General features: G+C 40.2%; 29 protein-coding genes. 11 read left to right on the top strand and 18 right to left on the bottom strand.

Features of this window, described 5'->3' with window-relative positions:
* Positions 1-9: 9 nt before the first annotated feature.
* The 3 genes from IEV39_RS05725 to IEV39_RS05715 are packed head-to-tail and all read right to left on the bottom strand — an operon-like array spanning position 10 to position 2,140.
* The gene (locus IEV39_RS05725) at positions 10-288 is read right to left on the bottom strand and encodes a hypothetical protein (RefSeq protein ID WP_005285712.1); all 279 of its coding nucleotides are present in this window, start codon (positions 286-288) and stop codon (positions 10-12) included.
* Positions 285-1,844 (bottom strand): PepSY-associated TM helix domain-containing protein, encoded by a 1,560-nt coding sequence (locus IEV39_RS05720; RefSeq protein ID WP_032883152.1) that lies wholly within the window; start codon positions 1,842-1,844, stop codon positions 285-287. The genes IEV39_RS05725 and IEV39_RS05720 overlap by 4 nt, the downstream gene beginning before the upstream one ends.
* A 2-nt stretch (positions 1,845-1,846) precedes the next feature.
* Positions 1,847-2,140 (bottom strand): hypothetical protein, encoded by a 294-nt coding sequence (locus tag IEV39_RS05715; protein ID WP_005285714.1) that lies wholly within the window; start codon positions 2,138-2,140, stop codon positions 1,847-1,849.
* 248 nt (positions 2,141-2,388) lie between these two features.
* Here IEV39_RS05715 and lpxB point away from each other — a divergent pair, with 248 nt between their 5' ends.
* Complete coding sequence (gene lpxB, locus IEV39_RS05710) at positions 2,389-3,567, top strand: lipid-A-disaccharide synthase (RefSeq protein ID WP_167510601.1); 1,179 nt, start codon at positions 2,389-2,391, stop codon at positions 3,565-3,567.
* A 42-nt stretch (positions 3,568-3,609) separates the two neighbouring features.
* Here the strand turns inward: lpxB and IEV39_RS05705 are convergent, their stop codons facing one another.
* Positions 3,610-4,479, bottom strand: coding sequence for a DUF2797 domain-containing protein (locus IEV39_RS05705; protein WP_005230343.1), 870 nt, complete (start codon positions 4,477-4,479; stop codon positions 3,610-3,612).
* Positions 4,480-4,517: 38 nt separating this feature from the next.
* Between IEV39_RS05705 and IEV39_RS05700 the strand changes: the two genes are divergently transcribed.
* Together IEV39_RS05700 and IEV39_RS05695 are read left to right on the top strand one after the other, a co-directional pair.
* Entirely contained in the window at positions 4,518-4,979 is a 462-nt protein-coding gene (locus IEV39_RS05700; protein ID WP_005285718.1) for a DUF6231 family protein, read from the top strand.
* A 137-nt stretch (positions 4,980-5,116) separates the two neighbouring features.
* Entirely contained in the window at positions 5,117-5,737 is a 621-nt protein-coding gene (locus IEV39_RS05695; RefSeq protein ID WP_005285721.1) for a YidB family protein, read from the top strand.
* A 91-nt stretch (positions 5,738-5,828) separates the two neighbouring features.
* Here IEV39_RS05695 and IEV39_RS05690 read toward each other — a convergent pair whose 3' ends face one another.
* Genes IEV39_RS05690 through speB form a run of 3 tightly spaced genes read right to left on the bottom strand, consistent with a single transcriptional unit; the run spans position 5,829 to position 9,717 of the window.
* On the bottom strand, positions 5,829-7,334 hold the full coding sequence (locus IEV39_RS05690) for a purine-cytosine permease family protein (protein WP_005285722.1): 1,506 nt from the start codon (positions 7,332-7,334) through the stop codon (positions 5,829-5,831).
* A gap of 52 nt (positions 7,335-7,386) precedes the next feature.
* Complete coding sequence (locus IEV39_RS05685) at positions 7,387-8,700, bottom strand: MFS transporter (protein WP_005285724.1); 1,314 nt, start codon at positions 8,698-8,700, stop codon at positions 7,387-7,389.
* Between the two features lie 54 nt (positions 8,701-8,754).
* Positions 8,755-9,717, bottom strand: a complete 963-nt coding sequence (gene speB, locus IEV39_RS05680; protein ID WP_005285726.1) for an agmatinase — start codon at positions 9,715-9,717, stop codon at positions 8,755-8,757.
* Positions 9,718-9,852: 135 nt separating this feature from the next.
* Here speB and IEV39_RS05675 point away from each other — a divergent pair, with 135 nt between their 5' ends.
* Entirely contained in the window at positions 9,853-10,770 is a 918-nt protein-coding gene (locus tag IEV39_RS05675) for a LysR family transcriptional regulator (RefSeq protein WP_005285728.1), read from the top strand.
* A 53-nt stretch (positions 10,771-10,823) separates the two neighbouring features.
* Here the strand turns inward: IEV39_RS05675 and IEV39_RS05670 are convergent, their stop codons facing one another.
* From IEV39_RS05670 to IEV39_RS05655, 4 genes are all read right to left on the bottom strand, one after another.
* Entirely contained in the window at positions 10,824-11,918 is a 1,095-nt protein-coding gene (locus tag IEV39_RS05670) for a porin (RefSeq protein ID WP_005285729.1), read from the bottom strand.
* A gap of 253 nt (positions 11,919-12,171) precedes the next feature.
* Positions 12,172-12,585, bottom strand: coding sequence for an HIT family protein (locus IEV39_RS05665; protein WP_005230351.1), 414 nt, complete (start codon positions 12,583-12,585; stop codon positions 12,172-12,174).
* Positions 12,586-12,680: 95 nt separating this feature from the next.
* A complete protein-coding gene (locus IEV39_RS05660; RefSeq protein WP_005230352.1) occupies positions 12,681-12,950 on the bottom strand; it encodes a YARHG domain-containing protein in 270 nt (89 codons plus the stop codon).
* A gap of 707 nt (positions 12,951-13,657) precedes the next feature.
* The gene (locus IEV39_RS05655) at positions 13,658-14,035 is read right to left on the bottom strand and encodes a hypothetical protein (RefSeq protein WP_005230354.1); all 378 of its coding nucleotides are present in this window, start codon (positions 14,033-14,035) and stop codon (positions 13,658-13,660) included.
* Positions 14,036-14,438: 403 nt separating this feature from the next.
* On the opposite strand from IEV39_RS05655, the gene IEV39_RS05650 reads away from it, so the two are divergent.
* The 5 genes from IEV39_RS05650 to IEV39_RS05630 all read left to right on the top strand — a co-directional run bounded on the left by IEV39_RS05650 (position 14,439) and on the right by IEV39_RS05630 (position 16,864).
* Positions 14,439-14,699 (top strand): hypothetical protein, encoded by a 261-nt coding sequence (locus tag IEV39_RS05650; protein WP_005285731.1) that lies wholly within the window; start codon positions 14,439-14,441, stop codon positions 14,697-14,699.
* A gap of 387 nt (positions 14,700-15,086) precedes the next feature.
* Positions 15,087-15,281, top strand: a complete 195-nt coding sequence (locus tag IEV39_RS05645; protein WP_032883245.1) for a hypothetical protein — start codon at positions 15,087-15,089, stop codon at positions 15,279-15,281.
* A gap of 69 nt (positions 15,282-15,350) precedes the next feature.
* Positions 15,351-15,590, top strand: a complete 240-nt coding sequence (locus tag IEV39_RS05640; RefSeq protein WP_005285733.1) for a hypothetical protein — start codon at positions 15,351-15,353, stop codon at positions 15,588-15,590.
* Positions 15,591-15,933: 343 nt separating this feature from the next.
* A complete protein-coding gene (locus tag IEV39_RS05635; protein WP_005230359.1) occupies positions 15,934-16,134 on the top strand; it encodes a hypothetical protein in 201 nt (66 codons plus the stop codon).
* Positions 16,135-16,270: 136 nt separating this feature from the next.
* On the top strand, positions 16,271-16,864 hold the full coding sequence (locus IEV39_RS05630; protein ID WP_005285736.1) for a lysozyme: 594 nt from the start codon (positions 16,271-16,273) through the stop codon (positions 16,862-16,864).
* A gap of 41 nt (positions 16,865-16,905) precedes the next feature.
* Here the strand turns inward: IEV39_RS05630 and IEV39_RS05625 are convergent, their stop codons facing one another.
* The 3 genes from IEV39_RS05625 to IEV39_RS05615 form a co-directional block, all read right to left on the bottom strand.
* Positions 16,906-17,340 (bottom strand): N-acetyltransferase, encoded by a 435-nt coding sequence (locus tag IEV39_RS05625; protein WP_005285738.1) that lies wholly within the window; start codon positions 17,338-17,340, stop codon positions 16,906-16,908.
* Between the two features lie 110 nt (positions 17,341-17,450).
* A complete protein-coding gene (locus tag IEV39_RS05620; protein ID WP_005285740.1) occupies positions 17,451-17,768 on the bottom strand; it encodes a DMT family transporter in 318 nt (105 codons plus the stop codon).
* Between the two features lie 193 nt (positions 17,769-17,961).
* Entirely contained in the window at positions 17,962-18,405 is a 444-nt protein-coding gene (locus tag IEV39_RS05615; RefSeq protein WP_005285742.1) for a BLUF domain-containing protein, read from the bottom strand.
* A gap of 256 nt (positions 18,406-18,661) precedes the next feature.
* Between IEV39_RS05615 and IEV39_RS05610 the strand changes: the two genes are divergently transcribed.
* On the top strand, positions 18,662-18,874 hold the full coding sequence (locus IEV39_RS05610) for a hypothetical protein (protein ID WP_032883155.1): 213 nt from the start codon (positions 18,662-18,664) through the stop codon (positions 18,872-18,874).
* Between the two features lie 106 nt (positions 18,875-18,980).
* Here IEV39_RS05610 and IEV39_RS05605 read toward each other — a convergent pair whose 3' ends face one another.
* A complete protein-coding gene (locus IEV39_RS05605; RefSeq protein ID WP_005285744.1) occupies positions 18,981-19,433 on the bottom strand; it encodes a hypothetical protein in 453 nt (150 codons plus the stop codon).
* A gap of 82 nt (positions 19,434-19,515) precedes the next feature.
* Between IEV39_RS05605 and IEV39_RS05600 the strand changes: the two genes are divergently transcribed.
* Complete coding sequence (locus tag IEV39_RS05600; RefSeq protein WP_005285746.1) at positions 19,516-20,130, top strand: isochorismatase family protein; 615 nt, start codon at positions 19,516-19,518, stop codon at positions 20,128-20,130.
* A gap of 66 nt (positions 20,131-20,196) precedes the next feature.
* Here IEV39_RS05600 and IEV39_RS05595 read toward each other — a convergent pair whose 3' ends face one another.
* The 3 genes from IEV39_RS05595 to IEV39_RS05585 all read right to left on the bottom strand — a co-directional run bounded on the left by IEV39_RS05595 (position 20,197) and on the right by IEV39_RS05585 (position 22,909).
* The gene (locus IEV39_RS05595) at positions 20,197-20,784 is read right to left on the bottom strand and encodes an RDD family protein (protein WP_005285748.1); all 588 of its coding nucleotides are present in this window, start codon (positions 20,782-20,784) and stop codon (positions 20,197-20,199) included.
* A gap of 163 nt (positions 20,785-20,947) precedes the next feature.
* Positions 20,948-21,820, bottom strand: a complete 873-nt coding sequence (locus IEV39_RS05590) for an NAD(P)-dependent oxidoreductase (protein WP_005285751.1) — start codon at positions 21,818-21,820, stop codon at positions 20,948-20,950.
* Between the two features lie 3 nt (positions 21,821-21,823).
* Positions 21,824-22,909, bottom strand: coding sequence for an alpha/beta fold hydrolase (locus IEV39_RS05585; RefSeq protein ID WP_005230371.1), 1,086 nt, complete (start codon positions 22,907-22,909; stop codon positions 21,824-21,826).
* Positions 22,910-23,029 lie beyond the last annotated feature (120 nt).

The following is a 23,029-nucleotide window of genomic DNA, read 5'->3' as shown; positions in this document are numbered from 1 at the left end:
GTATCAAGATTATTTAAATTTTTTAGCCGGTTTAAGCTCATTAACCCACAACACCAATAAAAAAGTGACGGGGGTCGCGAAGATCCACCAACTGATAAAGCCAATTGAACTGCCATAGCTAAAGCAGAGCAAACTACCTGCGGTCAAGAAGCAGGCATAAGCTAAAGTTTTCAACTGTGTTTTAAAGCGTATGAAAGCTTGTTGTTTGGTTTTGCTGATTTGCTTGGCGCTACATTTATACAGCAACATCATCCCGATCAGGATCAATACAAGGCTCAACAGAATCATGCGTTGACCTCTTGCTGCTTTGCTAACTTGGTCTTGATTTTCTGGGTAGATTTGGCTTGAATCGGCTGAATATTTCTAAAAATAAACACCGCAAATAGGGCGCAGACCAGTAGGAACAAATCAATCCGTAGAAATAGCCAGTAACTTGGCCAATCCGTAATGAGCTGGTGATTGATTAGATAAATCAGGTTATAGATCGGTAGAAGCAAGGCTACTAATCCAAACATGAAAATCTGTGATTTCCATAAATATTGCTTTTGGGTGAATAATGCGATGATAAAGCTTAATCCCCACACGCTAAAAAACGTATAAATTTCATAATTGGGCGTAGTGTCGCTCACCTGTACAAAGCGATTGGCAAATAGATAGCCCAGCATTGCGGTCGGAAGACCGACAAAAGCTGCAATATTTAAGCGGTCCACCAGATAGTAGCCAAAATGGAATTGATCCGATTTATTTTGAATCTGACGTTTTAAGCTCCATAACAAGAGGCCAGACGCAATCATCAAGCAACCTAAAATGCCTGAACAGAAGAAAGCAAAGCGTAATAACGGTTGTGCAAACGTCGCCATATGCAGGCCATAAACACCTGCATTTAAGATGGCAACTGCACTTTCATTTCGGGTATTGGCCAATATCTTACCCTGTCCATCAAAGGTAATTTGTGCCTGATTCAAGGTAATCGAACGATCTTCCAATTGTTTAAAGGTAATGATGGCTTGGTCTGTATTAGGATTTTTGACCTCAATGGATGCTAAGGCTTGATCTCCCCATTGTTGTTTAACTTGTTCTAATACAGTGCCAATCGGCAACATCTCCGCCTTTTGCGGTTCAGCTTGATGAAACGTGCTTTTTTCCGTGGTTCGAATCTCGGTAAAGTATTGAAAAGGATTGTCTGGATAAAGTTTCTGCATGCCCCACGGCAAATACAGATAAAAGAAAATCGCCAATCCGGTAAAGGTAATGGTCAGGAAAAAGGGTAGTGCCAGTACCGAACACACATTATGAAAGTCCAGCCAGGAACGCTGCGATTTAAAGGTTCTGAGGGTAAAGAAATCGGTAAAGATCTTTTTATGGGTAATGATGCCAGAGACCAAAGCGATCAGCATAATAAAGGCAGCAAGACAGGCAATCAGCCGTCCAACCATGATAGGAACGCCATACAGTTGAAAATGGAAGTTATAAAAGAAATCGCCGCCTTGGGTAGCCGACAATTTTAACTCTTGCCCTGTATTGGCATCCAGACTACGGCTTTCATAAGCCCCACTGGCTTGTTGCCAATACATTTTATTGACCGGTTCTTCATGATTGGCCACCTTGAGATACCATGATTTGGCATCTCCCGCATGCGTTTGCAGATAATTGGCCGCTGTAGTGATGGCAGTATCCTGATTGACTTGAACCTGCGCCAGTTGCGGTTGCATCCATAAATTAATCTGGTGACGATAGTACGAACTGGTGCCCATTAAAAAAATAGCAAACAAAAGCCAGCCAAAAATCAGACCCGTCCACGCATGTAACCATGCCATTGATTGGCGAACACCTTTATTTTGCATTTTTAATTTAAACCCACAGATAAGCCAAACATTGCGCCGGTCAACACCAGAGTGGTCAAGCTGAGTTTCCACAGTGAATGTGCGCAAAAACTCAGAATGATAAAGCCCAGATAAAACAGAATCGAAATAAATGCGGCAAGATAGATTGCTTCTGCCTTGTCTAATATGTGGCTAAATAATGAACCGAGTCCGAGGCTTAAATACATCATGCACAGATAACCCACTACAAAGCTCAGTACAAAGCGATAAAAAATGCTCAGTCGGTAGACAAGCGAAACAGATGCAGATTTAGCCATAACGGGTCTTGAAGCAAAAGGAGAGAGAAATAAATCACATATGGAAATGATTCTTGTTTATATTAAGTCTTCGTTCCATCTCAATCAATTCTTCATTCATCGTAAATCTAGATTGTGTTTTTAATAATAAATGCCATCTTAGATCAGAATTGATTTTCACCAATCATGAACAATTTGCATGGTTTGGGGTGATTCGATGTAAAATCATTCTGTTAGAATCTTTTAAACATTTCTGTGGGGCGTGGGTCTTGTTAAAGCAAAAACTAAAAATTGGTATCGTGGTGGGGGAAGTTTCTGGAGATACTCTAGGCGTGAAACTCATGCGCAGTTTTCGCGAACAAGGCATCGATGTTGAATTTGAAGGGATTGGCGGTCCACAAATGATTGCGGAAGGTTTCCATAGCTATTATCCCATGGAAATCCTGTCGGTCATGGGAATTGTGGAAGTTCTCAAAGACCTGAAAAAATTATTTGCTGTGCGTGATGGTCTGGTCGAACGCTGGACCGAGCATCCGGTTGATATATTTATTGGTATTGATGCGCCAGATTTTAATTTGCGTTTGTCCAAAACCATTAAAGAAAAGAATTTACCGATAAAAACCGTGCAATATGTCAGTCCATCGGTATGGGCATGGCGGCAAGGCCGTGTACATGGCATTAAACGCAGTATTGATCTGGTCCTTTGTTTATTTCCATTTGAGAAAACCTTTTATGAAAATTATGAGGTTGCCGCTGCATTCGTCGGTCATCCTTTGGCGAAACAATTACCGTTAAAAAATCCAATTACGGAAGCCAAACATCAACTGGGATTATCGGCGCATAGCACCCACATTGCGTTATTACCGGGTAGCCGCCGTGGTGAGATTGAACGATTACTGCCGCTATTGACGGGTGCTGCAGAAATCCTGCATCGCAAGCATCCTGAGCTCGAGTTTTTAATTCCTGCAATTAATGATGCGCGCAAGCATCAGATTGAACAGGGCATTCAAAATCTAGATGCGAGCCTGAAAGCTAAAATTCATGTGCTGGAAAATAGCGACGCAGAATCCAAGATTGGCCGTATGGTCATGAATGCCAGTGATATCGTGGCATTGGCTTCTGGTACGGCAACACTTGAAGCAATGCTATTGCATCGTCCAATGGTGACTTTTTATAAGTTGAACTGGTTGACCTATATCATTGCCAAATTGCTGGTCAAGATTCCCTATTATTCTTTGCCCAATATTATTGCCGGCAAAAAAGTGATTGAGGAGCTGATTCAGGCCGATGCAACACCTCAGCATTTAGCCACTGAAATTGAACGTCTCATGGATCATGAAACGGCGCATATTCAGATGATGCAACATTTAAGCATGCATAAGCAGTTGATCTCGGGGAATACCGAGGATCCGGTACAGGCAATTTTGAACTGTTTAACAACTGGATAAACAAAAAAGGTGGCAATTAAGCCACCTTTTTTATGGTGTGGATTATGCGCGAAGAATCAGCTCATAGCCTGTGTACTTACGGATATTGATCACCCCAATATCCATTAATAAATACTGGCCTTTAATGCCTTGCAACACACCACGAATTTTAGGCGTTTTATCCAGATTCAGCGATTTAATCTTTTCAGGATAAGCTTCGACTGGATAAATGAATTCCTGCTGTTTTTCGTTTTCCAAAAATTCCAGATTTTCATTGAACTCAAGATTCTGGTTAAACTCCTCACGAATACTTTGAATCTTTGGTGCAAATTCTTCCAGAATCTGGTCACGTTTTTCTATCAGGTTTAAGGGTTCAGCTTCTCCTTTAAGAAGTTTACGCCAGTCGGTTTTATCTGCAATCTGGGTACCAAACAAGGTTTCCAGATGCCCTGACAGACGGCGCGATCCGACTTTTAAAATCGGTAGCGCCTGAGTTGCACCTTGATCCAGCCAGCGGGTCGGCATGTTGACGATACGAGTGATGCCGATTTTCAAGGCGCTGGAATTAGCTAAATAGACAATATGCGGCTGGAAGCAAACACTATGGGCAAACTCATCTTCACGGCAGGTGCCCAAGTGATAATGGCAGGTTTCTGGCTTCATAATGCACAGGTCGCATTCGGCCTTGGTTTTAAAACATTTAAAACAATGTCCTTGTGAATAAGACTTCGGTGTTTTTGAGCCGCACGAGGTACAAAAGATATTACCGGTCCATTCGATCTCGATTTCCTGTCCTAACACAAATGGCAGGTCAGTTTCTGTACGATCCAATATAAATTTATATTCAACATTTGCCTTGCTTGTTGATTGATCAGTTACACTATGCGTTTTGAGCGCTGCATGCATTTTATGACAAATGCCTTGTAGTTCCATGAATAAACTCTCATCTTTCTCAATCAAGGGTTGCAGTTATGGCTGAACAAAATGTCATCACTTCTATGCTAGACGATTTATCTCAAGAACAGCCCATTCATACTGCACTTTGTATCGGTCAGCAGATTGACCAAAATGCTTCAATTCAATGGCATTATTTTAACGTAACTGACTTTTTAAGTCTGCCATTTACGCAACGTTATGATTTAGGTTTTGTATTATTTGATACAGAAGAAATGCAAAATCTGACTGAAACGCAAAAAGCACAGCTGTTGGTGAAGTTACGTGACCTGATGGCAAAGCGAATCGTGGTGGTGAGCAAGCGTGAAGATGAAAAGCTATTACGTTCGCTCGGGTTTACCCAGTTGATTGATAAGACGACGCATAACAGTGACTTTGCACTGTGGCAGTTTAATATTTTGACTTATAAGCATGTGCCGGACTGGTTCAATTCCAAATTCTGGGCCAATCCGGAAAACTGGGATAAATTCCGCTGGTAAGTGCTTCATGCTGCGCTTTTTATCAGATCATTATTTCAGGGCAAAGCCTTGCAAAATTTAACAATTTATCTTTGTGCTGTATTTTCAAAGCAGCGTATGCTTTTGGGATAAATAATTCCAAAAGGAACGTTTAGGTTATGACAGATTTAACCAATATTGTTGAAATTTTAGCGAAGCAAGCTTTAGGCGGTGGTCAACAACAGTCAGGTCAGGCTGGTGGTTTAGGTGGGATTTTAGGTTCGGTACTGGGTCAACTGGGTGGACAACAGCAGAATACGCAAAATCAGCAAGGGGGCCTAGGTGGTATCTTAGGTTCGGTGCTGGGTCAATTGGGCGGTGCCTCAGGTTCAACCCAAAGCAATGCAACTGGTGGCGGTAGTACAGCGCAAACTTTATTGATTGCCGTGTTACCTCTGGTTTTAGCCTGGATTCAAAAACAAGGTGGCTTACAAGGTGCCTTGGATAAGCTGAAAAATGCCGGTTTAAGCAATCAGGTACAAAGCTGGGTCGATCCACAACAGCAAAATGCCGAAGATGTTCCTGCGCAGAATATTCAAAGCTTATTTGATGATCAGGATGTTGAGCAGGTTGCTCAGCAAACCCAAGCGCCTAAACAGGCGATTTACGGTGCGATCGCTTCGGTTCTACCACAAGTGATTGATTCATTGACGCCTCAGGGCAGCAATACCAATCCTCAAGAAGCCAATCAGGATATTCAGCAAGTGCTGAATCTGGTCAGTGGTTTTTTAAAGAAATAATTTTTCCTTTAAAAAAGCCTGCTTGATCTAAGCAGGCTTTTTTCTGGGTCAATGTTGATGAGTTCAGCTTCTATATCCAGTCAAAAATGGCTTAGTTTGAAATAAATGATGAATGACATTGTTGCTTTGAGCTTTCAGTCGTGAATGTGGGGCCATACACCGAGCTTGGTTCAGGAAACAGTTTGAGTAGTAAAATATAAAGGAGTGCTGCGAGTACAATACTAATGGGTAGACTGAGATCCAGACCGTTAAATAAATTCCCCCAGATCCCGATAAACTGATCCGGTAAATGCACAAAGCATAAGCCAACCAGGGCACTTGGAATCCATGCAATGATGCCACGCCAGTTCCAGCCATGATGAAACCAATAGGCACCGCCTTTTATAGCAGTTGCAAATACATGTAAATCATCATTTTTATAATACCCTCGACGCGATATAAATCCGATAATCATAATGATGATCCATGGACTGGTACACACCACAATCAGGGTGGCAAAAGTCATGACGCTTTGAGTCAGATTCGCTGCAAAACGGCCTATAAAAATAAACAGGATCGAGAGCAAGCCAACACAGATGGTCGCTTTAACACGGCTGAGGCTTTTTGGAAAAATACTCGACATATCCAAACCTGTACCATAGAGCGCCGTGGTGCCTGTAGATAAACCGCCAATCAGCGCAATCAGACATAAGGGGATAAAATACCAGGCCGGTGCAATCTGAATCAGCCCGCCAATGTAATTATTCTGCTGCATAAACATCGGTGCATCAGTTGCGACAATGGTGGCTGTCATAAGACCAAATAAAAAGGGAATAAGGGTTGCAAGCTGAGAAGCAAAAACTGCGACCATGATTTTGTGTGACGGAGTCTCTTGAGGGATATAACGGGACCAGCCACCTAAAAAAGTTCCAAAGGAAATGGGATTGCTAAATGCAATCAATGACGCACCAATAAAGGCAGCCCAAAATCCAGCTTGTCCCAATTGGATTTTTCCTGCATAGGCTGAATCGAATTGTTGAGAAAAAGCAAAAATACCTAAAAAGAACAATAAGCTTGAGGCAATCACCGCAATTCGGTTTACCAGTAGCATGAAACGGAAACCATAGATACAGATCACCATTACAAGTAAGGCAAAGCCGTTATAGACCAGCGCGTAACGCCAGTTGCTTTGAGAAGAATGATCGAATAAGCGTTGGGTGGCTCCAATCAATGCGTCACCGGAGCTCCAGACCGATAGTGAAAAAAATGCAATGGCGGTAAGTAAGGACAGGAACGAACCGACAATTCTGCCATGCACACCAAAATGGGCAGCGGAAGCTACGGCATTATTGGTTCCGGTACGCGCACCAAAAATTCCCATGGGTGCTAAGATACATGCGCCAAATACAACGCCACATAAAATTGCCAATAAACCTGCCTGAAATGAAAGACCCAGCATAATCGGAAAACTTCCTAATACACAGGTCGAGAAGGTATTGGCACCGCCAAAACTCAGGCGGAACAGATCGAATGGTGTCGCCGTACGGGCATATGCAGGTATTTCTTCGATACCAAAACTTTCAATGTGTGTGATTGATTTAGAATTCTGTTTGTTCATATTGTTTTTCCTGCTTTATCTAAGGAACTTCCCTGGTCCTAAAATTTATAATTTAGGCGGCATCTCTTGAAACCTGCTGTTCCTGAGTCAAAGAGCTATGCATTTGCTTCTTCCTGAGATGTGTAATGCCACAAATACCAATCAGAGAAAGCAAGGATAAAAAACTAAATAAAAGCGCCAAGGGTAACCATTCACCTGCATAACGTTGTGCAAGCAATGTTCCAATTAAGGGTGTAGTGCCACTTGTGATCGCTGCAATCATTTGATAGGAAATGGAAATACCGGAATAGCGTACTTGTGCAGGAAAAGCTTCAGCCATAAAACCAGCCACAACGGAATAGAGGGAAGACAGCGCAATTACGGCTAAGGTAATGCCTAAAACGATCAAATAAATATTTTTAGTGCTGACCAGCATAAACATGGGATAAGGAACGGCGATACATAAAATGGCCGCCCAGAACAAAAAACGATGCGAACCAATTTTGCTGGCATACCATGCAGCCACTGGCATCGCAATAAATTCAAATACAGTTACCCAAAATAAGGCATCCAGAATGGTTGGGCGACTGATGCCTACATATTGGGTGACATAGGTCATCATAAAGGTATTGGTAAAAAAGAAACCCGCTGTGCCGATCGTGATTGAGAGCCCTGCAAAAAGTACCTGAGGCCAGTAATGCTTGAGTAACTCCTTGATGGGAAATTTTACAATTTCCTGTTTTTCCTGCATTTGTTTAAATTCTGGCGACTCTTCGACACCTAAACGTATTGCAAGGCCGATCAACATAAAAACAAAACTGAGCAGGAAGGGAATACGCCAGCCCCAAGTGAATAAGTCCTGTTCATCTAATGAAGTAATGGCCCGAAAAACTAGCAGACAAAGGATCAGGCCCGCTGGACTACCCATTTGAGCAAAAGAAGCAAAAAAGGTTTTCTTGTGTGCAGGTGCATGCTCACTGGCCATTAACACTGCGCCGCCCCATTCACCACCCACGGAAAGTCCTTGTAAAAAGCGCAACACAATTAATAGCACAGGTGCCCATATTCCAATATGGTGATAACTCGGAATCAAGCCGATGCCTGTAGTGGCCAAACCCATTAACAGCATGGTAAATAGCAGCATCTTCTTACGGCCCACTTTGTCGCCCAAATGTCCGAAAATGACCGCGGCCACAGGTCGGGCAATAAACCCAACCACAAAAGTGGCAAATGCAGCCAGCGTACCGGTTACCGGGTCAGTTTCAGGAAAAAACACCAGACCCAGAACCAGTGCGGCGGCAGTGGCATAAACATAAAAGTCATAAAATTCGATGGTTGTACCCACGAAAGCTGCAGCAGCAGCCCGTTTTGATTGATCTATTTTCATCCTCTGAAATCCTTGAGTCTGTCTTTATTTGATTCCTATCTTTTGTGAATACAATTACTTATGTATGGTGACTCCGGGTAGAACACATAACATTTCATACAGGAGATTGGCACCTAATAGAGAGGTATTGCCCGTCGTGTCATAAGGTGGAGAGACTTCAACCAGATCACATCCCACCAGATTTAAACCTTGGCAACCGCGGACAATTTCCATGGCTTGGATGGTAGTCAAGCCGCCAATTTCTGGTGTGCCTGTACCAGGTGCCCATGCAGGATCAATCCCGTCAATATCAAAGGAGAGATAGACCGGCCCGCCATCGACTTGCTGTCTGACTTCTTCCATCAACGGTGCAAGTGATTTGTGCCAGCATTCTTCGGCCTGTACCACGCGAAAACCTTGACGTCGGCTCCAGTTAAAATCATCTGCACTATAGCCTTGAGCCCGTAAACCAATCTGGACAACGCGCTGGCAATCGAGTAAGCCTTCTTCGGCTGCACGGCGGAAGGTGGTGCCATGCGCGACTTTTTCGCCAAACATTTCATCATTGACATCGGCATGCGCATCAATATGAACGAGGCCAACAGGGCCATGCTTTTTATAGATAGATCTGAGAATCGGTAAGGTCAGGGTATGATCGCCGCCAAGTGTCAGGGGAATAATCGGATGTGCCAGAATACGATCATAATGTGCTTCAATAATGCGTACGGCTTCAGCCAGATTAAAGGTATTAATCGGAACATCCCCCAGATCGGCGACATTCAACGACTCGAAAGGCGCAGCGCCGGTTGCCATGTTATAAGGTCGAATCATCACGGACTCAGCACGGATTTGACGTGGGCCAAAACGGGTACCGGACCGTAATGAGGTACCAATATCTAAAGGGATTCCGATAAAAGCTGCATCGAGGTCTGCAAGGCCTGCATCATTGTCTACCACGGGCAGACGGAGCATGGAGGCAATCCCCCCGAAACGAGGCATTTCATTTCCACCGAGCGGTTGATTTAACGTCTTGTTCATGTATTTCTCCTTTTTCTTATTTATTCACCACCCGCAAACTGGGTTAAATCCTATTTTTAAAAAACTTAGTTCAGATTTTTCTAAACTAATCTGATCCGGGATGTTTTAAAATGAAGCAGGGAAATAAGGAAAAATATGATGGAAGACGTGGCCTATTCTGATATTAAATTAATTCGGATTTTTGTCAGCGTGGTAAGGAATAAAGGCTTTGCCAATGCCCAGCAGGAGTTAAATCTTTCCACCTCTGCGATTAGTACCTATATGACTCAACTCGAACAAGTCGTGGGTTTTAAGTTATGTGAACGGGGACGTGGCGGCTTTTCATTAACAGAAAAAGGAGAGATGTTTTTACAGGAGGCTAAGCGTATCCTGCATGAACTGGAAAACTTTTCCAGACACACGGCCCAGATTAAGGGAGAGTTAACCGGGACGCTGCGAATCGGTATGTTGGATTGTATGGTAACCGATCAGAATATTCCTCTGGATCAGATGATTAGCCAGTTTTCAAAGCAATATCCGCAGATCTATATCAAAATCCAGGTGCAGTCGCCTTATGAATTGCAAATGGGGATTCTGGAAAACCGTTTTGATGTTGCGATTGGTTCTTTTTTTATGAAAATGAATGGAGTCATGTACCAGCCTCTGCATCAAGAACAACAATGGTTATTTTGCAGTGATCAACATCCCATGTTCGCACAACAGAACCTGACTGCGGACGTTATCCGGCAGGGCAAAATGGTCAGTCGAGGATACTGGAGTCATACCGAATTGGCAAAACAGGGATTTAAGCATTCATTTGCGACAGTTGATTCCATGGAGGCTCAACTTATTTTAATTTTATCTGGACAATATATTGGTTATTTACCGGAACATTTTGCCCAGCACTGGGTGGAACAAAAACGTTTAAAAGTTTTACTGCCTGCAACGTTTGGTTATAACGCGCCATTCTCGCTTATTTTTAGACGCGGTAGAACACAGGAGCAAGTGATTCAGAATTTTCGTAAAGTGGTAAAAAACTTTTTTAATAATCAGCCGGTCCGGCCCAAAAAATAAAAGGGCAGATCCATTGATTGCCCTTTTACTTTTATTGAAGAACTAACTTCAGATTAGAAGTTATATTCCATACCTAAACCGATGGTTGTTTTCTTATCATCTTTTACTAACCAATCACGTTTTTGTTGACCTACCACACCATAGAAACGTGTTTGTTTGTTGATTTGATAGTCAGCACCTACACCATAAAGATCTTGTTTACGATCATCACGGCCATTAACTTCAGTTGTAGAAGAAATATATTCTGCTTTTAACTTCACCGGTGTTGAAGGGATGGTATAGGCTGCTGTTACACCATAGGCGTCTTCTTGTAAGCCCTTGTATGAAACAGCTGGTGAGCCTACCATCACTGTATCATCTGTTGGTTGAGCTGTTTGCCATAATGCACCAAACACAAGACCGTCAACGCCAGCTGGTGTCAGGTCGACAGAACCTGTAACACGGATTGCATCAGAATAAACACTATTGTCGCCGCTTAAGTCACTATAAGCATTGTATTTAGAAGCAACCCCAAAGTTACCCGCAACTGCTGCTGCTAGACCCCAGTCTTTATTTTCATAAGTTAAAGAGGTTGACACACCATCGCCAAATCCATCACGGCTGCCTTTTTGGCCCTTAACATCGTTCTTAACAGCTGATGATTCTTCACCTTGCTGGAACATGATGTTAAATCCTAAACCACCCAGCAGTTTTTTATCTGTTTCAAAACCAATCACGTTCTTTAAACGATCTTCACCCACAAGAACTTTGGTCATATCCAATTCATTGTGATCGTTAAAAATATCCTGATTATTGCCGGCAGCAGTTTTGAAGTATGAATCAAACTGACCTACTTTTAAGGTACCGATCCCATCAGATTTAAGACCTACAAAACGGTTACGGTTGCTGAATGATTGATCGCCATCACCATCCGCATTAAATTGCCATTCAATCAAATAAACTGCAGAAAGTTTATCAGTCAGTTTTTCTTCACCTTTTACACCAATACGAGAAGCGTTTGAGTTTACTTTAGTTACGCTTTCGTCTTTAAAGCCATTTTTATCAATTTGATCCAAAGTCACATTGAGCTTACCATACAATGTTGGTGCTGCTTGCGCTGCGTTCATGGCTAAAGTTGCTACAGTAGCAGCAAGAAGCAATTTTTTCATTGATATTTCTCCAAAACACTTTTTTGTAAATGGCCGATGCCTTAGTTACTGTTATAAGCTTGCTTGTGTACATAAAGTTACACAGCTCACTGACTTGTATGCAGTATCGGTAAACTTTGTGACAGAGAAGTGAAAGAAAAATGACAGTTTGATGACGATTCATATTTGGTAATAATTATATTTCTTATTTATTTTTAAAGAGTTAGAAAATAAAAAAACGGAGTAATAACTCCGCTTTTGACTAAACTGACATTTAAAGCTCAGCTTTGATCTTTTCAGCAAATGCCTTGATTTTTTCCTGATCACCCATTTGTGCCGCATGGCGACCCAGCTCATGCACAGAACTTGGAATCAGATGAAAGTGGACATGGGGTACGGTTTGACCCGCTGCGGCGCCAGACAGTTGCATCAGTACAATACCTTCAACATTCAGGGCTTTTTCAATCGCGCGTGCAACTTTTTGTACAACTTGAATGGTATAAGCCGCTGCTTCTGCAGGCAAGTCGAGTAGGGTAACTGCAGGAGTTTTTGGAATAACTAAAGCATGACCATCAGCTTGAGGCATGATATCCATGAATGCGAGTACCTGATCATCTTCATAGATTTTGATTGCAGGTAATTCACCACGCAAGATACGTGCGAAAATATTTTGGTCATCGTATGCCATGATTCATCCTTAAATAGGGAGTAGGTGCTTTAATATTGAAAATGCAGACTCTTGTTTAGAGTAAAGCGGAGTGCTTACACTCCGCGCAAACTTGCTTATTTACAGTTCAGTTCTTTTTGACGCGCCTTGATGTCATCTAGACGTTGCTGCTCTTTATCAGAGAATTTTGGCTTAGTGGTATGGCAGTTCTCGTTACCATATTTTGCTTTTGCATCAGCATCTTTAAAACAGAATCCTTTAGATGCATAGATGAGGTTATAGTCATCTTGTAACTTTTTACATTCTTGTTCTGGGGTTGCAGCGTGTACACTAACACCAGTAAGGGTAATTAGGCCTGCAAAAACTGCAACAGTTAACTTATTCATGAGGTGTTCCTCTAATCAAAAAGGTATAAACCAATGCTGTATGAGAATAGATTCATATGGCTCTTGGTCGCTACGTATATACCAATATAAGGTTTCTTAATAAAATTTCAATAAAACTCTATTATTTGAGTGTAATTTTACTCCACAATTTATCCTTATATTGATAAAAATCCTTTAATATCAATGGTGTTCATGAAATACCATATAAAATAAACAATTATGAGGATAATAATCGAACATTATTGCACTTAACTGAGTGCTATATAGCTATTTTTATTGAACTATTTGGATATTTACCCAGACACTGATGTAGTAACAAATCTAATCCTAAATATTCAATGAAGTATTTATTCAAATCACGATGAAAGGCTATAAAATCATTCAATCTCTAGTCTCCAGTCATCTGAAAAAATGATCTATCCGTGGATAAACTGTTTGGGTGACTTTCTATGCATGGACTTAGAATATAAATCAACAAAAGAAAATTAATCTTAAAAAATGGCCTGAACGATCAATAAAAATTGAATTACCCAACACATTAATATCGAAATGAGAAGGTATTGAATATTCAATCAAGAGATTATATCCGTTATTATTTTGAACAGTGCTCATCTGACATGATGATGATACTCCCAAAGGCTGCGAGTACAGCCTTTGAAAGGAAAATGGTTAGGCAAGGAAGAGATACGCTACTGCCTTGATCGGGCTTAAGTCGCATTATATTGCGCATTACGAAAGTCGATACGCTGTTCTTTGCTGTAGCGCATTGTTTGGCTGTCAGCATTGCGCTTAATGGCACGATGGTAGTTGATAATCCTTTTCAGATTACTCTTGAGCCATTTCATGGCCAGTTCATTTGAGTGAATCGGGCGAGGCTGACTGTCTATGGTATCTTTGACCAGCACCGTATTCCAATCAAAAGGCGCAGCCTGAATACCTCCAAAAAACTCGGTATCAAATTCAGGAGTGTAGTTCAAAGAAACTTTGAGCAGATAAATTTTGGGTCCTAATCGGACATTGTAAAACCCATTTACATCTTTGCCCATATATTGGGCGAAAGGGGTTGTATAGCGTTGCTTTTGCATCACATGCTCCACAAAAATAAATTTTGAGCGGTGTGAGTTCGAAAAATGATGTCTTAAAGAAAAATAAAGTAGGGAGAGAGGAATATATTTCAGAACTCACCTTATTGATATGGTGATGGGCTGGTCATATTTACAGCACTTTGAAGTGATAGTGCGTCACAACTTGTCGGTTGGATTTTATCCGGTTAATAGTAAAATTGTCGGGCTAAAACATTGAATTTGAAGTTTCATATGGTCTAGGTCAATAGAAAGAAATTATAATTTATCTAATTGAAATAAAAACAAAAACATTTCATATTTTGGGGTTGAACAAATCTTATATGTCTATTTTTAGGCTATAATGATGCTATGCTCATTAAAATTAGTACGCTACTAAACATTCAATTTCATCAAGAAATTAAAAATGCTGACATATATTAAAAATAACTTTCCTGTTTTTATACTGCTGGTCATTGTTGTTGCTGGGTTGGGTTCCCCTTTTTTCACTGGACGATGGATTCTGGCTCCCAGATTAGTGGAAGTGGATAGTGAGTGCTACGGTGTAGATGTTCCGCAAACGATTGAGTATTCTAAAGTACTGCATTTTTGTTCATGTATTCATACCATTGCCATTGAAGATAAAGCAGAAAAGTATCGATACTGCACACATTCCATAGAAAAATAATACAATGCGCTTAGGCGATGAAATGATTGGCTTAATGGTTTATCATAAGCTAAGTATTTATTTAAATTAGAGTTTATCTATGTACATTGTATTTATTATTTTAACGATATTTTTGGTCCTAGGCTGGATAGCGAAGATGACTAGAAAAAAATAAGCTTTGCTAGGAATCGACTAGACAGTCAAAGTTTATATTGTGTAGCTGGGCTTTAAAGTTGCAGGCTTATTTGCATATTTTTGTTGATATGCGTCACACTTTGCTCTATATTCGCTTTGTTGTTTCATTATAACTAAACAACAATAACCCTCATTCAGCGCAAAAGAATAAAGGGCAAGCCTACTCCTCTGGAGTGGGCTTTTTTATTGATCAAAATAGACTAGATTATGGGAATGAAAAGATCCCGCCTTAAACCGATACTCGTCACCTCGAACTGGACCACCGAACAGGACTGTTTTCTGATTGAAAATAGTGGCTTGCCTATGGAGAAATTAATTTTAGATTTACCTTTTTCAGAGGAAGAAATTTGGGCACGTAAAGCAGTGCTGGGATTGGTCCGTAGACAGAGACAAATGCAAAGAATCTAAAATAAATATTTAATTTATCAGTATTTTTTTATTGTATATGCTATAACAGCTCTTTATCAGGGGATGGATATGGCAATTATCACATTAAGAGATATCGAGGCGAATAATAACCTCCGGGTCAAGTCAGTGATTGATCCAGGCATCAAGTTTGACGCCAGTGGGAAATTTGAAATTATTAAGAATATCAAATGGATGTTTGAAGATACGGAACTTGAAGTACCCACGGAATTTCATGATACCTTGAATCACGCCAAACTCGACCAATATGTAGGTTTGCAATATGTGATAATCAAGATTGAAACAAATTAATTACTGTGTTTTTCATCTTCTGCAAGCCGTATTTTTAGCTCGGATAGCCAAAAAGTCAGCTTGTTTATCAAATTAAGTATTCGCTAAATTAGCCGCAAGCTTAGGACCAGCTAAGTAATTTTATAAACCAGCAAGGTGAATTGTCGATATATAAAATTTCTATTCACCTGTGAATGTAACAAACTTATAGCAAATACAGTAAAACAGGCGCGCAGGCGCCTTTTTTTATCGCTTAAACATACATTCTGAAGCATTGGTTACACAAATGATGTGTGTTCACTGTTGAATCTCCTGATCAATTATTCAAGCATGACAGGGTGAGTGTTAATAAAGGATAGAGATCATGATTGATGAAAATAAGCCTTTGAATTTTGATGACGATAATGAAGCGCTGGATTTTGAAGATGAAGAATTCATTGATGATAAAAAAGAGGATGAGTTATACAACAGCATTACCAAAGATGGTTCGAGTGTAGATCCGGCAGATGACGGTGAAAAACATATTCGCCCTGAAGATGGTGATCCGATTGAAATTGAGGAATAAACGGGCCCGCTTCGGCGGGTTTTTATTGGGTTATTTACCTCGCTAAGCTGTTGTTCATGTTAGGCGTGAACGTTAATTATAAAATTTTAGTATTGAGCTGAAGCAAAAGATGGCGTCAAAGCGTGGAAAATGCAGCATGAAAACAATTTTTGATTATTTAAAAAAGATTTTTGATTACAGGTCAGTCCAACATCGTCATCACAATCCAAGTCAGGTTTCCAATATTGCTACAGCAGGGGATGTTGATGCATCAATTGGTGTGGCGGTCGATCTGGATTATTTGGAAAGATCTGTAAGTCAGGTGGGAGTTGATTTAATTACCGGTTTTGAAGACTTGAAACTAACGGCTTATGACGATGGAACAGGGACATGGACCATTGGTTTTGGTACGACAGTTTATCCTGACGGCATTCGGGTCAAACCCGGTGATCATTGCAATAGAGAACAGGCAAAACTGTTTTTCCAGCATGATTTAAAAAGTTTTCAGACGAGTGTAAATAATGCGGTGCTGGTCCCTCTATCTCAAAATCAATTTGATGCATTGGTTTCCCTCAGTTATAACATTGGCCAAAATGCGTTTAAGAACTCTACACTGCTCAAGTGTTTAAATACCGGAGATTATCAAGCCGCAGCAGAGCAGTTTCTCGTCTGGAATAAAGGGGGAGGACAAATTCTTAAGGGACTGGTACGCCGCCGTGAGGTGGAAAGGGCGCTTTTCCTAAAAGGATAAAATCAATTTTAGATCATCGATGCCTAACGTTCATATGGATTCTATGACTTCTCCCACACCATGATATATTCCTTTGAACCTGTGGCTGTATCTAAGCTTTCATTTAAAATCCTGAACCCATGGGCTTGATAGAATTTCACACTATTTTTATTGTCTTGATATACATTTAATTGCAGACGGTTTCTTATTTGTTGGGCGTATTGAATCAGTTGTCTGCCTATACCTTTGGCCTGATATTCAGGGGAGACAAAAATTGCGGCGACGGTATGGTCTAGCAATGCAATAAAACCATAAATATTGTGAATATCTTCAGCTAGATAAACTTCGGACATGGGCAGATAGTTGTCTTGCATTCTGGAACTATTACTTTGCCAATAATCTGCAGGAATAAAATGATGCGCCTTAATGGAAGCGGCTAGCCATATTTCTGTTAATACGCCGAAATCATGCGCGCTTGCTTTGCGAATCTTATACAACGTATTGCCTCTGCTAAAAGATATAAAAGGCTTTTTAGCATAACATAGCTTGAAAAATGCAATTTAATGGCATTAAAAAAGCCCTAAAAAAGGGCTTTATCAAATAAGCATTAATTGGTGGTGATTTTCATCAGTACCACACCAAATACGATTGAAGCTGCTGCCAGAAGACGTAACAAGCCCATCGGTTCGTTTAAAAAGAATATTCCTATTAGGAATGCACCAACTGCACCAATTCCGACCCAAACGGTATAGGCTGTACCCAAAGGCAAGGTTTTCATTGCCACGGCGAGCAGGCCAAAACTCAGGATCATAAAAACAATGGTAACGATGCTTGGCGTGAGTTTGGTAAATCCTTCGGACATTTTCATGGAATATGCCCAGATGATTTCAAAGATACCCGCCAAAATAAGATAAGCCCAAGCCATTACAGACACCTCTTTAATAATATTTTTAGGTCGTCCTAAAGCTTGAAAAATGAAAAAAGAGGTCGTCCTCTTTGTTTTATATATAAGCACTTCTCAGAAAATGCTGCAAGTAATTTTGAATTAAAAAAGTGTTTCGATCCGTTAAATGGCATTCCTGATCAAGAATGCCATCTTGCTAAAAAAGTAGATTTATTTAAGACACATAGGCTTGTACATCGTACTCGGGTTCGCCAGCCAGAACCGCCACAAATTTCTCTACAGTTTCAGCCGTTAACAGGTAAGGATTAAACTCTTCTAAATGATATTTCATGAAAAAATCAGTAATATTTTGATTAATCGGTGAAAATTTCATAGACCATTGGGAGAAAAATTTATCTTCACATTCAATGTAGTAGAGAATTTCACAATTGACATGACGTTCATCTTTGACAATGCTGTTATAAAACAGGTCATCAATAGCTGTTTTTGCACCTTCCAGACATTGTACGAAATAACCATGACCATAATATAAAACGCCCGTAATATTATGGCGATAATTAAAGTCTACAGCCTCATCAAGGATTTCAATCAAAGTTGTTTTTAAGTTTGAGTCAATATTCTTAATTTTACTCACGTATAAAAGTCTGACAGACTCCATGACTGATATGCTCGTTTGTTAAGGATGAATACCTCTTATATAGAAAAAACAATGATTTGTATATTCTGTTGTGTAATGAACCGCAGTCTTTTGTAAGGATAAATTGACAAGCAAACACAGGTCTGAGCCGTTTTAAATTTCTAATGGGTTTTAAAGTTTCAGTGTCTTAAATGAAGCATTTTATAAAGAGTGGTTATAAGTTGTGCTTGAAATGAGGTGCTAAATTATGTGATTTTTATAGTAATTGGTGGGATTCATGACAAAATTATGGCTTGCAGGAGTATTGGGACTAGGACTGGCTGGGTGTACCTCAATAGATTATGACGCTAATACCAAACCACCGATTGTGCCTAAAAATGAGGCACATAACACTTCCAAAGTGCCTGAGCACGGAATAATGACAGATCAGGACATACACAATGTACCAGAGCAGGCGGAATATAAGAGCAAGTACAGCATTAGTTTCTAAATCAAGATAGCCCAAAATCAAAACCTAATCTCCTTGAATCATAGGGTTTGAGGAGAGGCTGAGGTGTTCTTTGGATTAGTGGGTTGGTTGTTTTTTATAGGGTAAATTATTCAATGCATTGAATGTTCTCTATTTTAAAATGTTCAAGGTATTCTCTAGATTGTAGAAAAATAGGTTTTGCATCTGGTTGTTGTAAAAGTTTTGGGTAAAGGGAGAGGTATACAGCTAGAATTTTTTTTGCATCTGCTAAATAGTCACATTCAGCTTGAAATCTTTCTTGCTTACTTTTCGCTGCAATAATTCTTGATTCGTGTAGAGACTTAAACTTATCAACACGGGTTTTCATTCTCTTATCAAACTCGTTATTTGATACTCTTTCTCCATCTTTAAATAAGACAGACTCAATTTCCAGCCCATTCCATCCTAAAGTATTCTTAGCTTGTGCATACACTTTTTGTTGAGCATAGAGGGTGTTGGAAAAGATTAAACAAGAGAGGGCAATACTAACTCTAATTAAAATATTTATGGAATACAGCATTTTATATTCACTATCCTGCATCTGAATTTTTATGAAAACCTTTCATAAATAATGGGTGGGTATAAAATTTTATTATTTAATCATAACCTTAGAGATAAATATAATGAAAGAATTCTGTAAAAATAGTTTAGGTTATAAAAAAACTACTATTTCAACTCAACAGAATAATGCAGACGCTTTGATTGTGATTGATGTACAACGGGCATTTGTCACCGGTACAGAAGCTGTTCCTGCATCTGAGTCATTGATTACTGCCGTGGATCTTTTAATTGCTAAAGCGAGAGCTGCAAATGCCCCCGTGATCTTTCTGCAAAATGACGGAGAAGCTGGATCGGTAGATGAGCCCTATCAGGCAGGTTGGGAATTATTTTTTGCTCCTCAGCCTAATGAATACGTGGTTCGAAAAAGTGAGGACAATGCTTTTGAGGGAAAATCACTCCAGCACATTTTAGATGATCTTAGAGTTCAGTCTTTAGTCATCTGTGGTGTTTTATCAGAAATGTGTGTGGCTGCAACAGCACGTGCTGCTTTAGCTAGAGGTTATTCGGTATTGTTGCCCCATGATGCCCATGCCACCTATGATGTGCCGGCTGGGCCCGGATCAGAAGCTGTTCCTGCTGCTATGGCGGCCAGAGCAGCGGAGTGGTCGCTGGGTGATGAAATCAGGATTTGTGCCTCAGTGGAAGAGGTTAGCTTTATTAAAAGCAACCTCTGTTAAGGGTTAACTGATAAAACTTTTAAAATTAATACCTGTTTACTTGTTTCTTGTTGAAATAGCTGTTAATCAGTAGGTTAGTTGGTCTTTTGCATATTGCTTTTTTATGACAACTGTACCTGCCATAAAGTCGTGAATAGCCCGTTTTCTTTTATTAAAAAGTAAAACAATAAATTCACTCCACCACCAGACTTGGCTTAGGGTACTTACTAGGCTATACCAAGCTGGATATAAAACAAGAATGTATTTTGCTCGATCAGTAAATCCTGCATTTAAGTATATTTCTGAATCAGCATATTTCAATGCAATAAGTTGCGCGATAACCGCGATTAAAGAAAAACAGATATCGACGGAAGATCTTAATAAAGCTTGTTTGAGGTTAATCGGAGTTCCATCAGGACATGTTATTTTTATACCAACTGCCATTTTTCCAAGAGTAGCTCCAAATCGATAATGGAAGTAAATGACATAAGCCGTAAATAATAAACATGAAACAACTAATGTAATCATCGAGCTGATTATCGATATACTTTGTGTAAGATGAACAATAGCCATCAAAGGAATCATTAATAGCGAATCAATAAGAGCGGCTGCTAGTCGTTTCCAAAATCCTGCGTAGACTTTTTCACTATCCATTTCAACTGGTAAAAACTCCATTTTTCCCTCAAAAAATTATGAATTATTAAAATTAATATAAATAATTGTAAATAAACTAAAGAATTTGAACAATCTAATTTGCTCATAATAATGAGTTGGTCGTAATTTAAAAAACCGCTCAAAAGAGCGGTTTTAACATTACTTTTTACTCTGAATTTTTTCCTTATTTCAGCGTAATTTTACTCCATGATTCATACAGTTTGGCTGCTGCGGAAAAGTCACTATTGGGTTCCGCAGTTAAATTTGCAGTTTGAATCAGGCTCTGCGTTAAAGCGAGCAGAGGTGCCGGTAATTTGGCATCCTTAACCAGATCCAGTGCAATACCAGTATCCTTTGCCAGTAAGGGTAGACCAAAGGTCACTGGAAATTCACGGCTCAGGACACGTTGCGGGAAAATATTTTCGGTCACAAAGCTTTTGCCACTCGATGCATTCACGCAGTTCAATGCCGCATCCAGGTTCACACCATGCGCTTTTAAGGTACTGAAACCTTCGGTCACTGACCATAAATTTACGGCAAGCAGCATATTATTAATGGCTTTTACCGCAAACCCAGCGCCAGGTTCACCGACGTGCTGAATCAATTTACCTAATGCTGCCATTGCAGGATAAGCACGTTCAAATGCATTCACATCACCACCGACCATAAAGGTCAAGGTTGCATTTTCAGCACCGACTGTTTGACCACTGACAGGTGCATCCAGAAAATCAATATTTTGTGCTTTCAAATTTTCAACCAGACGGCGGGCTGAATCTGGTACGCCACTGGTGCAATCAATCCAGATTGAACCTGATTTAATCGCAACACTTTCAATCAACTGCTCAACGTCATCGCTGGTGGGTAAGCAGGAAAATATAATGTCAGCCTGTACTGCCTGAGCAAGTTCTACTGCGGTGGTGCCATATTCTGCTGCATGTTGTTCTGCCTTGCTAAAATTTCGGTTCCAGACCAGAACTTTCTCAAAATATTTAGGAAGATGCGCCGCCATGCGATAGCCCATAGCGCCTAAACCGATGAATGCAACAGATTGAGTCATACTTTACCTTTTTATTTGCGTCGATCGTTCGGCTAACCATGTGGTTAAAGTTGGCCAGAACTCAATTGAACTGTTTTGACTGGACATTAAACCTAAGTGTCCACCCGGGATAAGAGTAAACGTGACATCCTGACTGCTTGTCAACTGGGTCAGCGGAAAGGCAGACTCGGAAGTTACCAATTGATCACCTTTGCCTGCACCGACAAGAAGTGAGCAATTAATATTTTTAAGTTCAATGGTTTTGTTCTTGAGACGAATCGCGCCATGTTTTAAAGGATTTTGCAGCCAGACATTAAATAACATGTCCTGATTTACGCCGCCCGGGTAATCAATCATATTATTCAAGAAGTGACTGAGTGTGGCATCTTCCTGTACCAGCTTCAAATTATCCAGATTTTTCAACAACTGAATATTACCATCAATCCAGCCTTTAGGGTCCAACAACTTGAATCCTAAAGAATTAAGGAAACCCGGTGAATGGATCATCAGTTTGGGCAAACGGTTATAGATATAGTCTTTAATGGTTGGGTTACGGTTGGTGAGATAAGCCAATGTTTTATACAGTTTGCCGATATAACCTGAAGCGTAACTGTCGATTGGGCTACCCAAAACCACCAGATTTTTCACGACACTTGGTTGATGGCGTGCGGTATAAAGCGTGACAAAAATGCCTGCCATACTCCAGCCATGCAGTGAAATTTTTTCCGATTGGGCATGCTGTTGAATGGCTTCAATACATTTTGGAATAAACTTATCAATAAAAGATAGAAAGTTAATCTGATAGTTTTTATAAGTAAGTTTGCCCCAGTCAATCAGATAGACATCAAAACCGCTGTCCTGAAAATGTTTGACCAATGAACGGTAAGGATACAGGTCATAGATATCCATATTAATCGCTAAGGGGGCAACAAAAACTAGTGGTTCCTTATAACGCTTATTCTCGGAAGCGTAGAAACGGACACGCGTTTGTTTAAATTGCGCAATCACTTGATACGGCGTTGATTGAGACAAAACCAGTTTGTCGGCATCGAATACACGCATAGCCAGATGTTTAAAATTTATTTTTTGCTGTTCCACAAGCGATTTCATCTTATAAAGTCTCGTCATGAGTCAAGATTGCACGAAGTCTAAGCGATAATTTCATCTTACGCCTTGACCTTAAATACCTTAGGCGATCAAAATATTGGCATATTTCCTCATTATGATCAT

The organism is Acinetobacter courvalinii (assembly GCF_014635545.1).
GTDB lineage: Bacteria > Pseudomonadota > Gammaproteobacteria > Pseudomonadales > Moraxellaceae > Acinetobacter > Acinetobacter courvalinii.
Note: the sequence above shows the minus strand (reverse complement) of the source record. Positions and strands in the feature narration are given on the sequence as shown.

Excerpts from the sequence above, each read along its gene's own strand:
- IEV39_RS05725 (WP_005285712.1), bottom strand. The coding sequence starts at position 288 with ATGATTCTGTTGAGCCTTGTATTGATCCTGATCGGGATGATGTTGCTG.
- IEV39_RS05720 (WP_032883152.1), bottom strand. The coding sequence starts at position 1,844 with ATGCAAAATAAAGGTGTTCGCCAATCAATGGCATGGTTACATGCGTGG.
- IEV39_RS05715 (WP_005285714.1), bottom strand. The coding sequence starts at position 2,140 with ATGGCTAAATCTGCATCTGTTTCGCTTGTCTACCGACTGAGCATTTTT.
- IEV39_RS05705 (WP_005230343.1), bottom strand. The coding sequence starts at position 4,479 with ATGGAACTACAAGGCATTTGTCATAAAATGCATGCAGCGCTCAAAACG.
- IEV39_RS05700 (WP_005285718.1), top strand. The coding sequence starts at position 4,518 with ATGGCTGAACAAAATGTCATCACTTCTATGCTAGACGATTTATCTCAA.
- IEV39_RS05695 (WP_005285721.1), top strand. The coding sequence starts at position 5,117 with ATGACAGATTTAACCAATATTGTTGAAATTTTAGCGAAGCAAGCTTTA.
- IEV39_RS05690 (WP_005285722.1), bottom strand. The coding sequence starts at position 7,334 with ATGAACAAACAGAATTCTAAATCAATCACACACATTGAAAGTTTTGGT.
- IEV39_RS05685 (WP_005285724.1), bottom strand. The coding sequence starts at position 8,700 with ATGAAAATAGATCAATCAAAACGGGCTGCTGCTGCAGCTTTCGTGGGT.
- speB (WP_005285726.1), bottom strand. The coding sequence starts at position 9,717 with ATGAACAAGACGTTAAATCAACCGCTCGGTGGAAATGAAATGCCTCGT.
- IEV39_RS05675 (WP_005285728.1), top strand. The coding sequence starts at position 9,853 with ATGATGGAAGACGTGGCCTATTCTGATATTAAATTAATTCGGATTTTT.
- IEV39_RS05670 (WP_005285729.1), bottom strand. The coding sequence starts at position 11,918 with ATGAAAAAATTGCTTCTTGCTGCTACTGTAGCAACTTTAGCCATGAAC.
- IEV39_RS05665 (WP_005230351.1), bottom strand. The coding sequence starts at position 12,585 with ATGGCATACGATGACCAAAATATTTTCGCACGTATCTTGCGTGGTGAA.
- IEV39_RS05660 (WP_005230352.1), bottom strand. The coding sequence starts at position 12,950 with ATGAATAAGTTAACTGTTGCAGTTTTTGCAGGCCTAATTACCCTTACT.
- IEV39_RS05655 (WP_005230354.1), bottom strand. The coding sequence starts at position 14,035 with ATGCAAAAGCAACGCTATACAACCCCTTTCGCCCAATATATGGGCAAA.
- IEV39_RS05650 (WP_005285731.1), top strand. The coding sequence starts at position 14,439 with ATGCTGACATATATTAAAAATAACTTTCCTGTTTTTATACTGCTGGTC.
- IEV39_RS05645 (WP_032883245.1), top strand. The coding sequence starts at position 15,087 with ATGAAAAGATCCCGCCTTAAACCGATACTCGTCACCTCGAACTGGACC.
- IEV39_RS05640 (WP_005285733.1), top strand. The coding sequence starts at position 15,351 with ATGGCAATTATCACATTAAGAGATATCGAGGCGAATAATAACCTCCGG.
- IEV39_RS05635 (WP_005230359.1), top strand. The coding sequence starts at position 15,934 with ATGATTGATGAAAATAAGCCTTTGAATTTTGATGACGATAATGAAGCG.
- IEV39_RS05630 (WP_005285736.1), top strand. The coding sequence starts at position 16,271 with ATGAAAACAATTTTTGATTATTTAAAAAAGATTTTTGATTACAGGTCA.
- IEV39_RS05620 (WP_005285740.1), bottom strand. The coding sequence starts at position 17,768 with ATGGCTTGGGCTTATCTTATTTTGGCGGGTATCTTTGAAATCATCTGG.
- IEV39_RS05615 (WP_005285742.1), bottom strand. The coding sequence starts at position 18,405 with ATGGAGTCTGTCAGACTTTTATACGTGAGTAAAATTAAGAATATTGAC.
- IEV39_RS05610 (WP_032883155.1), top strand. The coding sequence starts at position 18,662 with ATGACAAAATTATGGCTTGCAGGAGTATTGGGACTAGGACTGGCTGGG.
- IEV39_RS05605 (WP_005285744.1), bottom strand. The coding sequence starts at position 19,433 with ATGCAGGATAGTGAATATAAAATGCTGTATTCCATAAATATTTTAATT.
- IEV39_RS05600 (WP_005285746.1), top strand. The coding sequence starts at position 19,516 with ATGAAAGAATTCTGTAAAAATAGTTTAGGTTATAAAAAAACTACTATT.
- IEV39_RS05595 (WP_005285748.1), bottom strand. The coding sequence starts at position 20,784 with ATGGAGTTTTTACCAGTTGAAATGGATAGTGAAAAAGTCTACGCAGGA.
- IEV39_RS05590 (WP_005285751.1), bottom strand. The coding sequence starts at position 21,820 with ATGACTCAATCTGTTGCATTCATCGGTTTAGGCGCTATGGGCTATCGC.
- IEV39_RS05585 (WP_005230371.1), bottom strand. The coding sequence starts at position 22,909 with ATGAAATCGCTTGTGGAACAGCAAAAAATAAATTTTAAACATCTGGCT.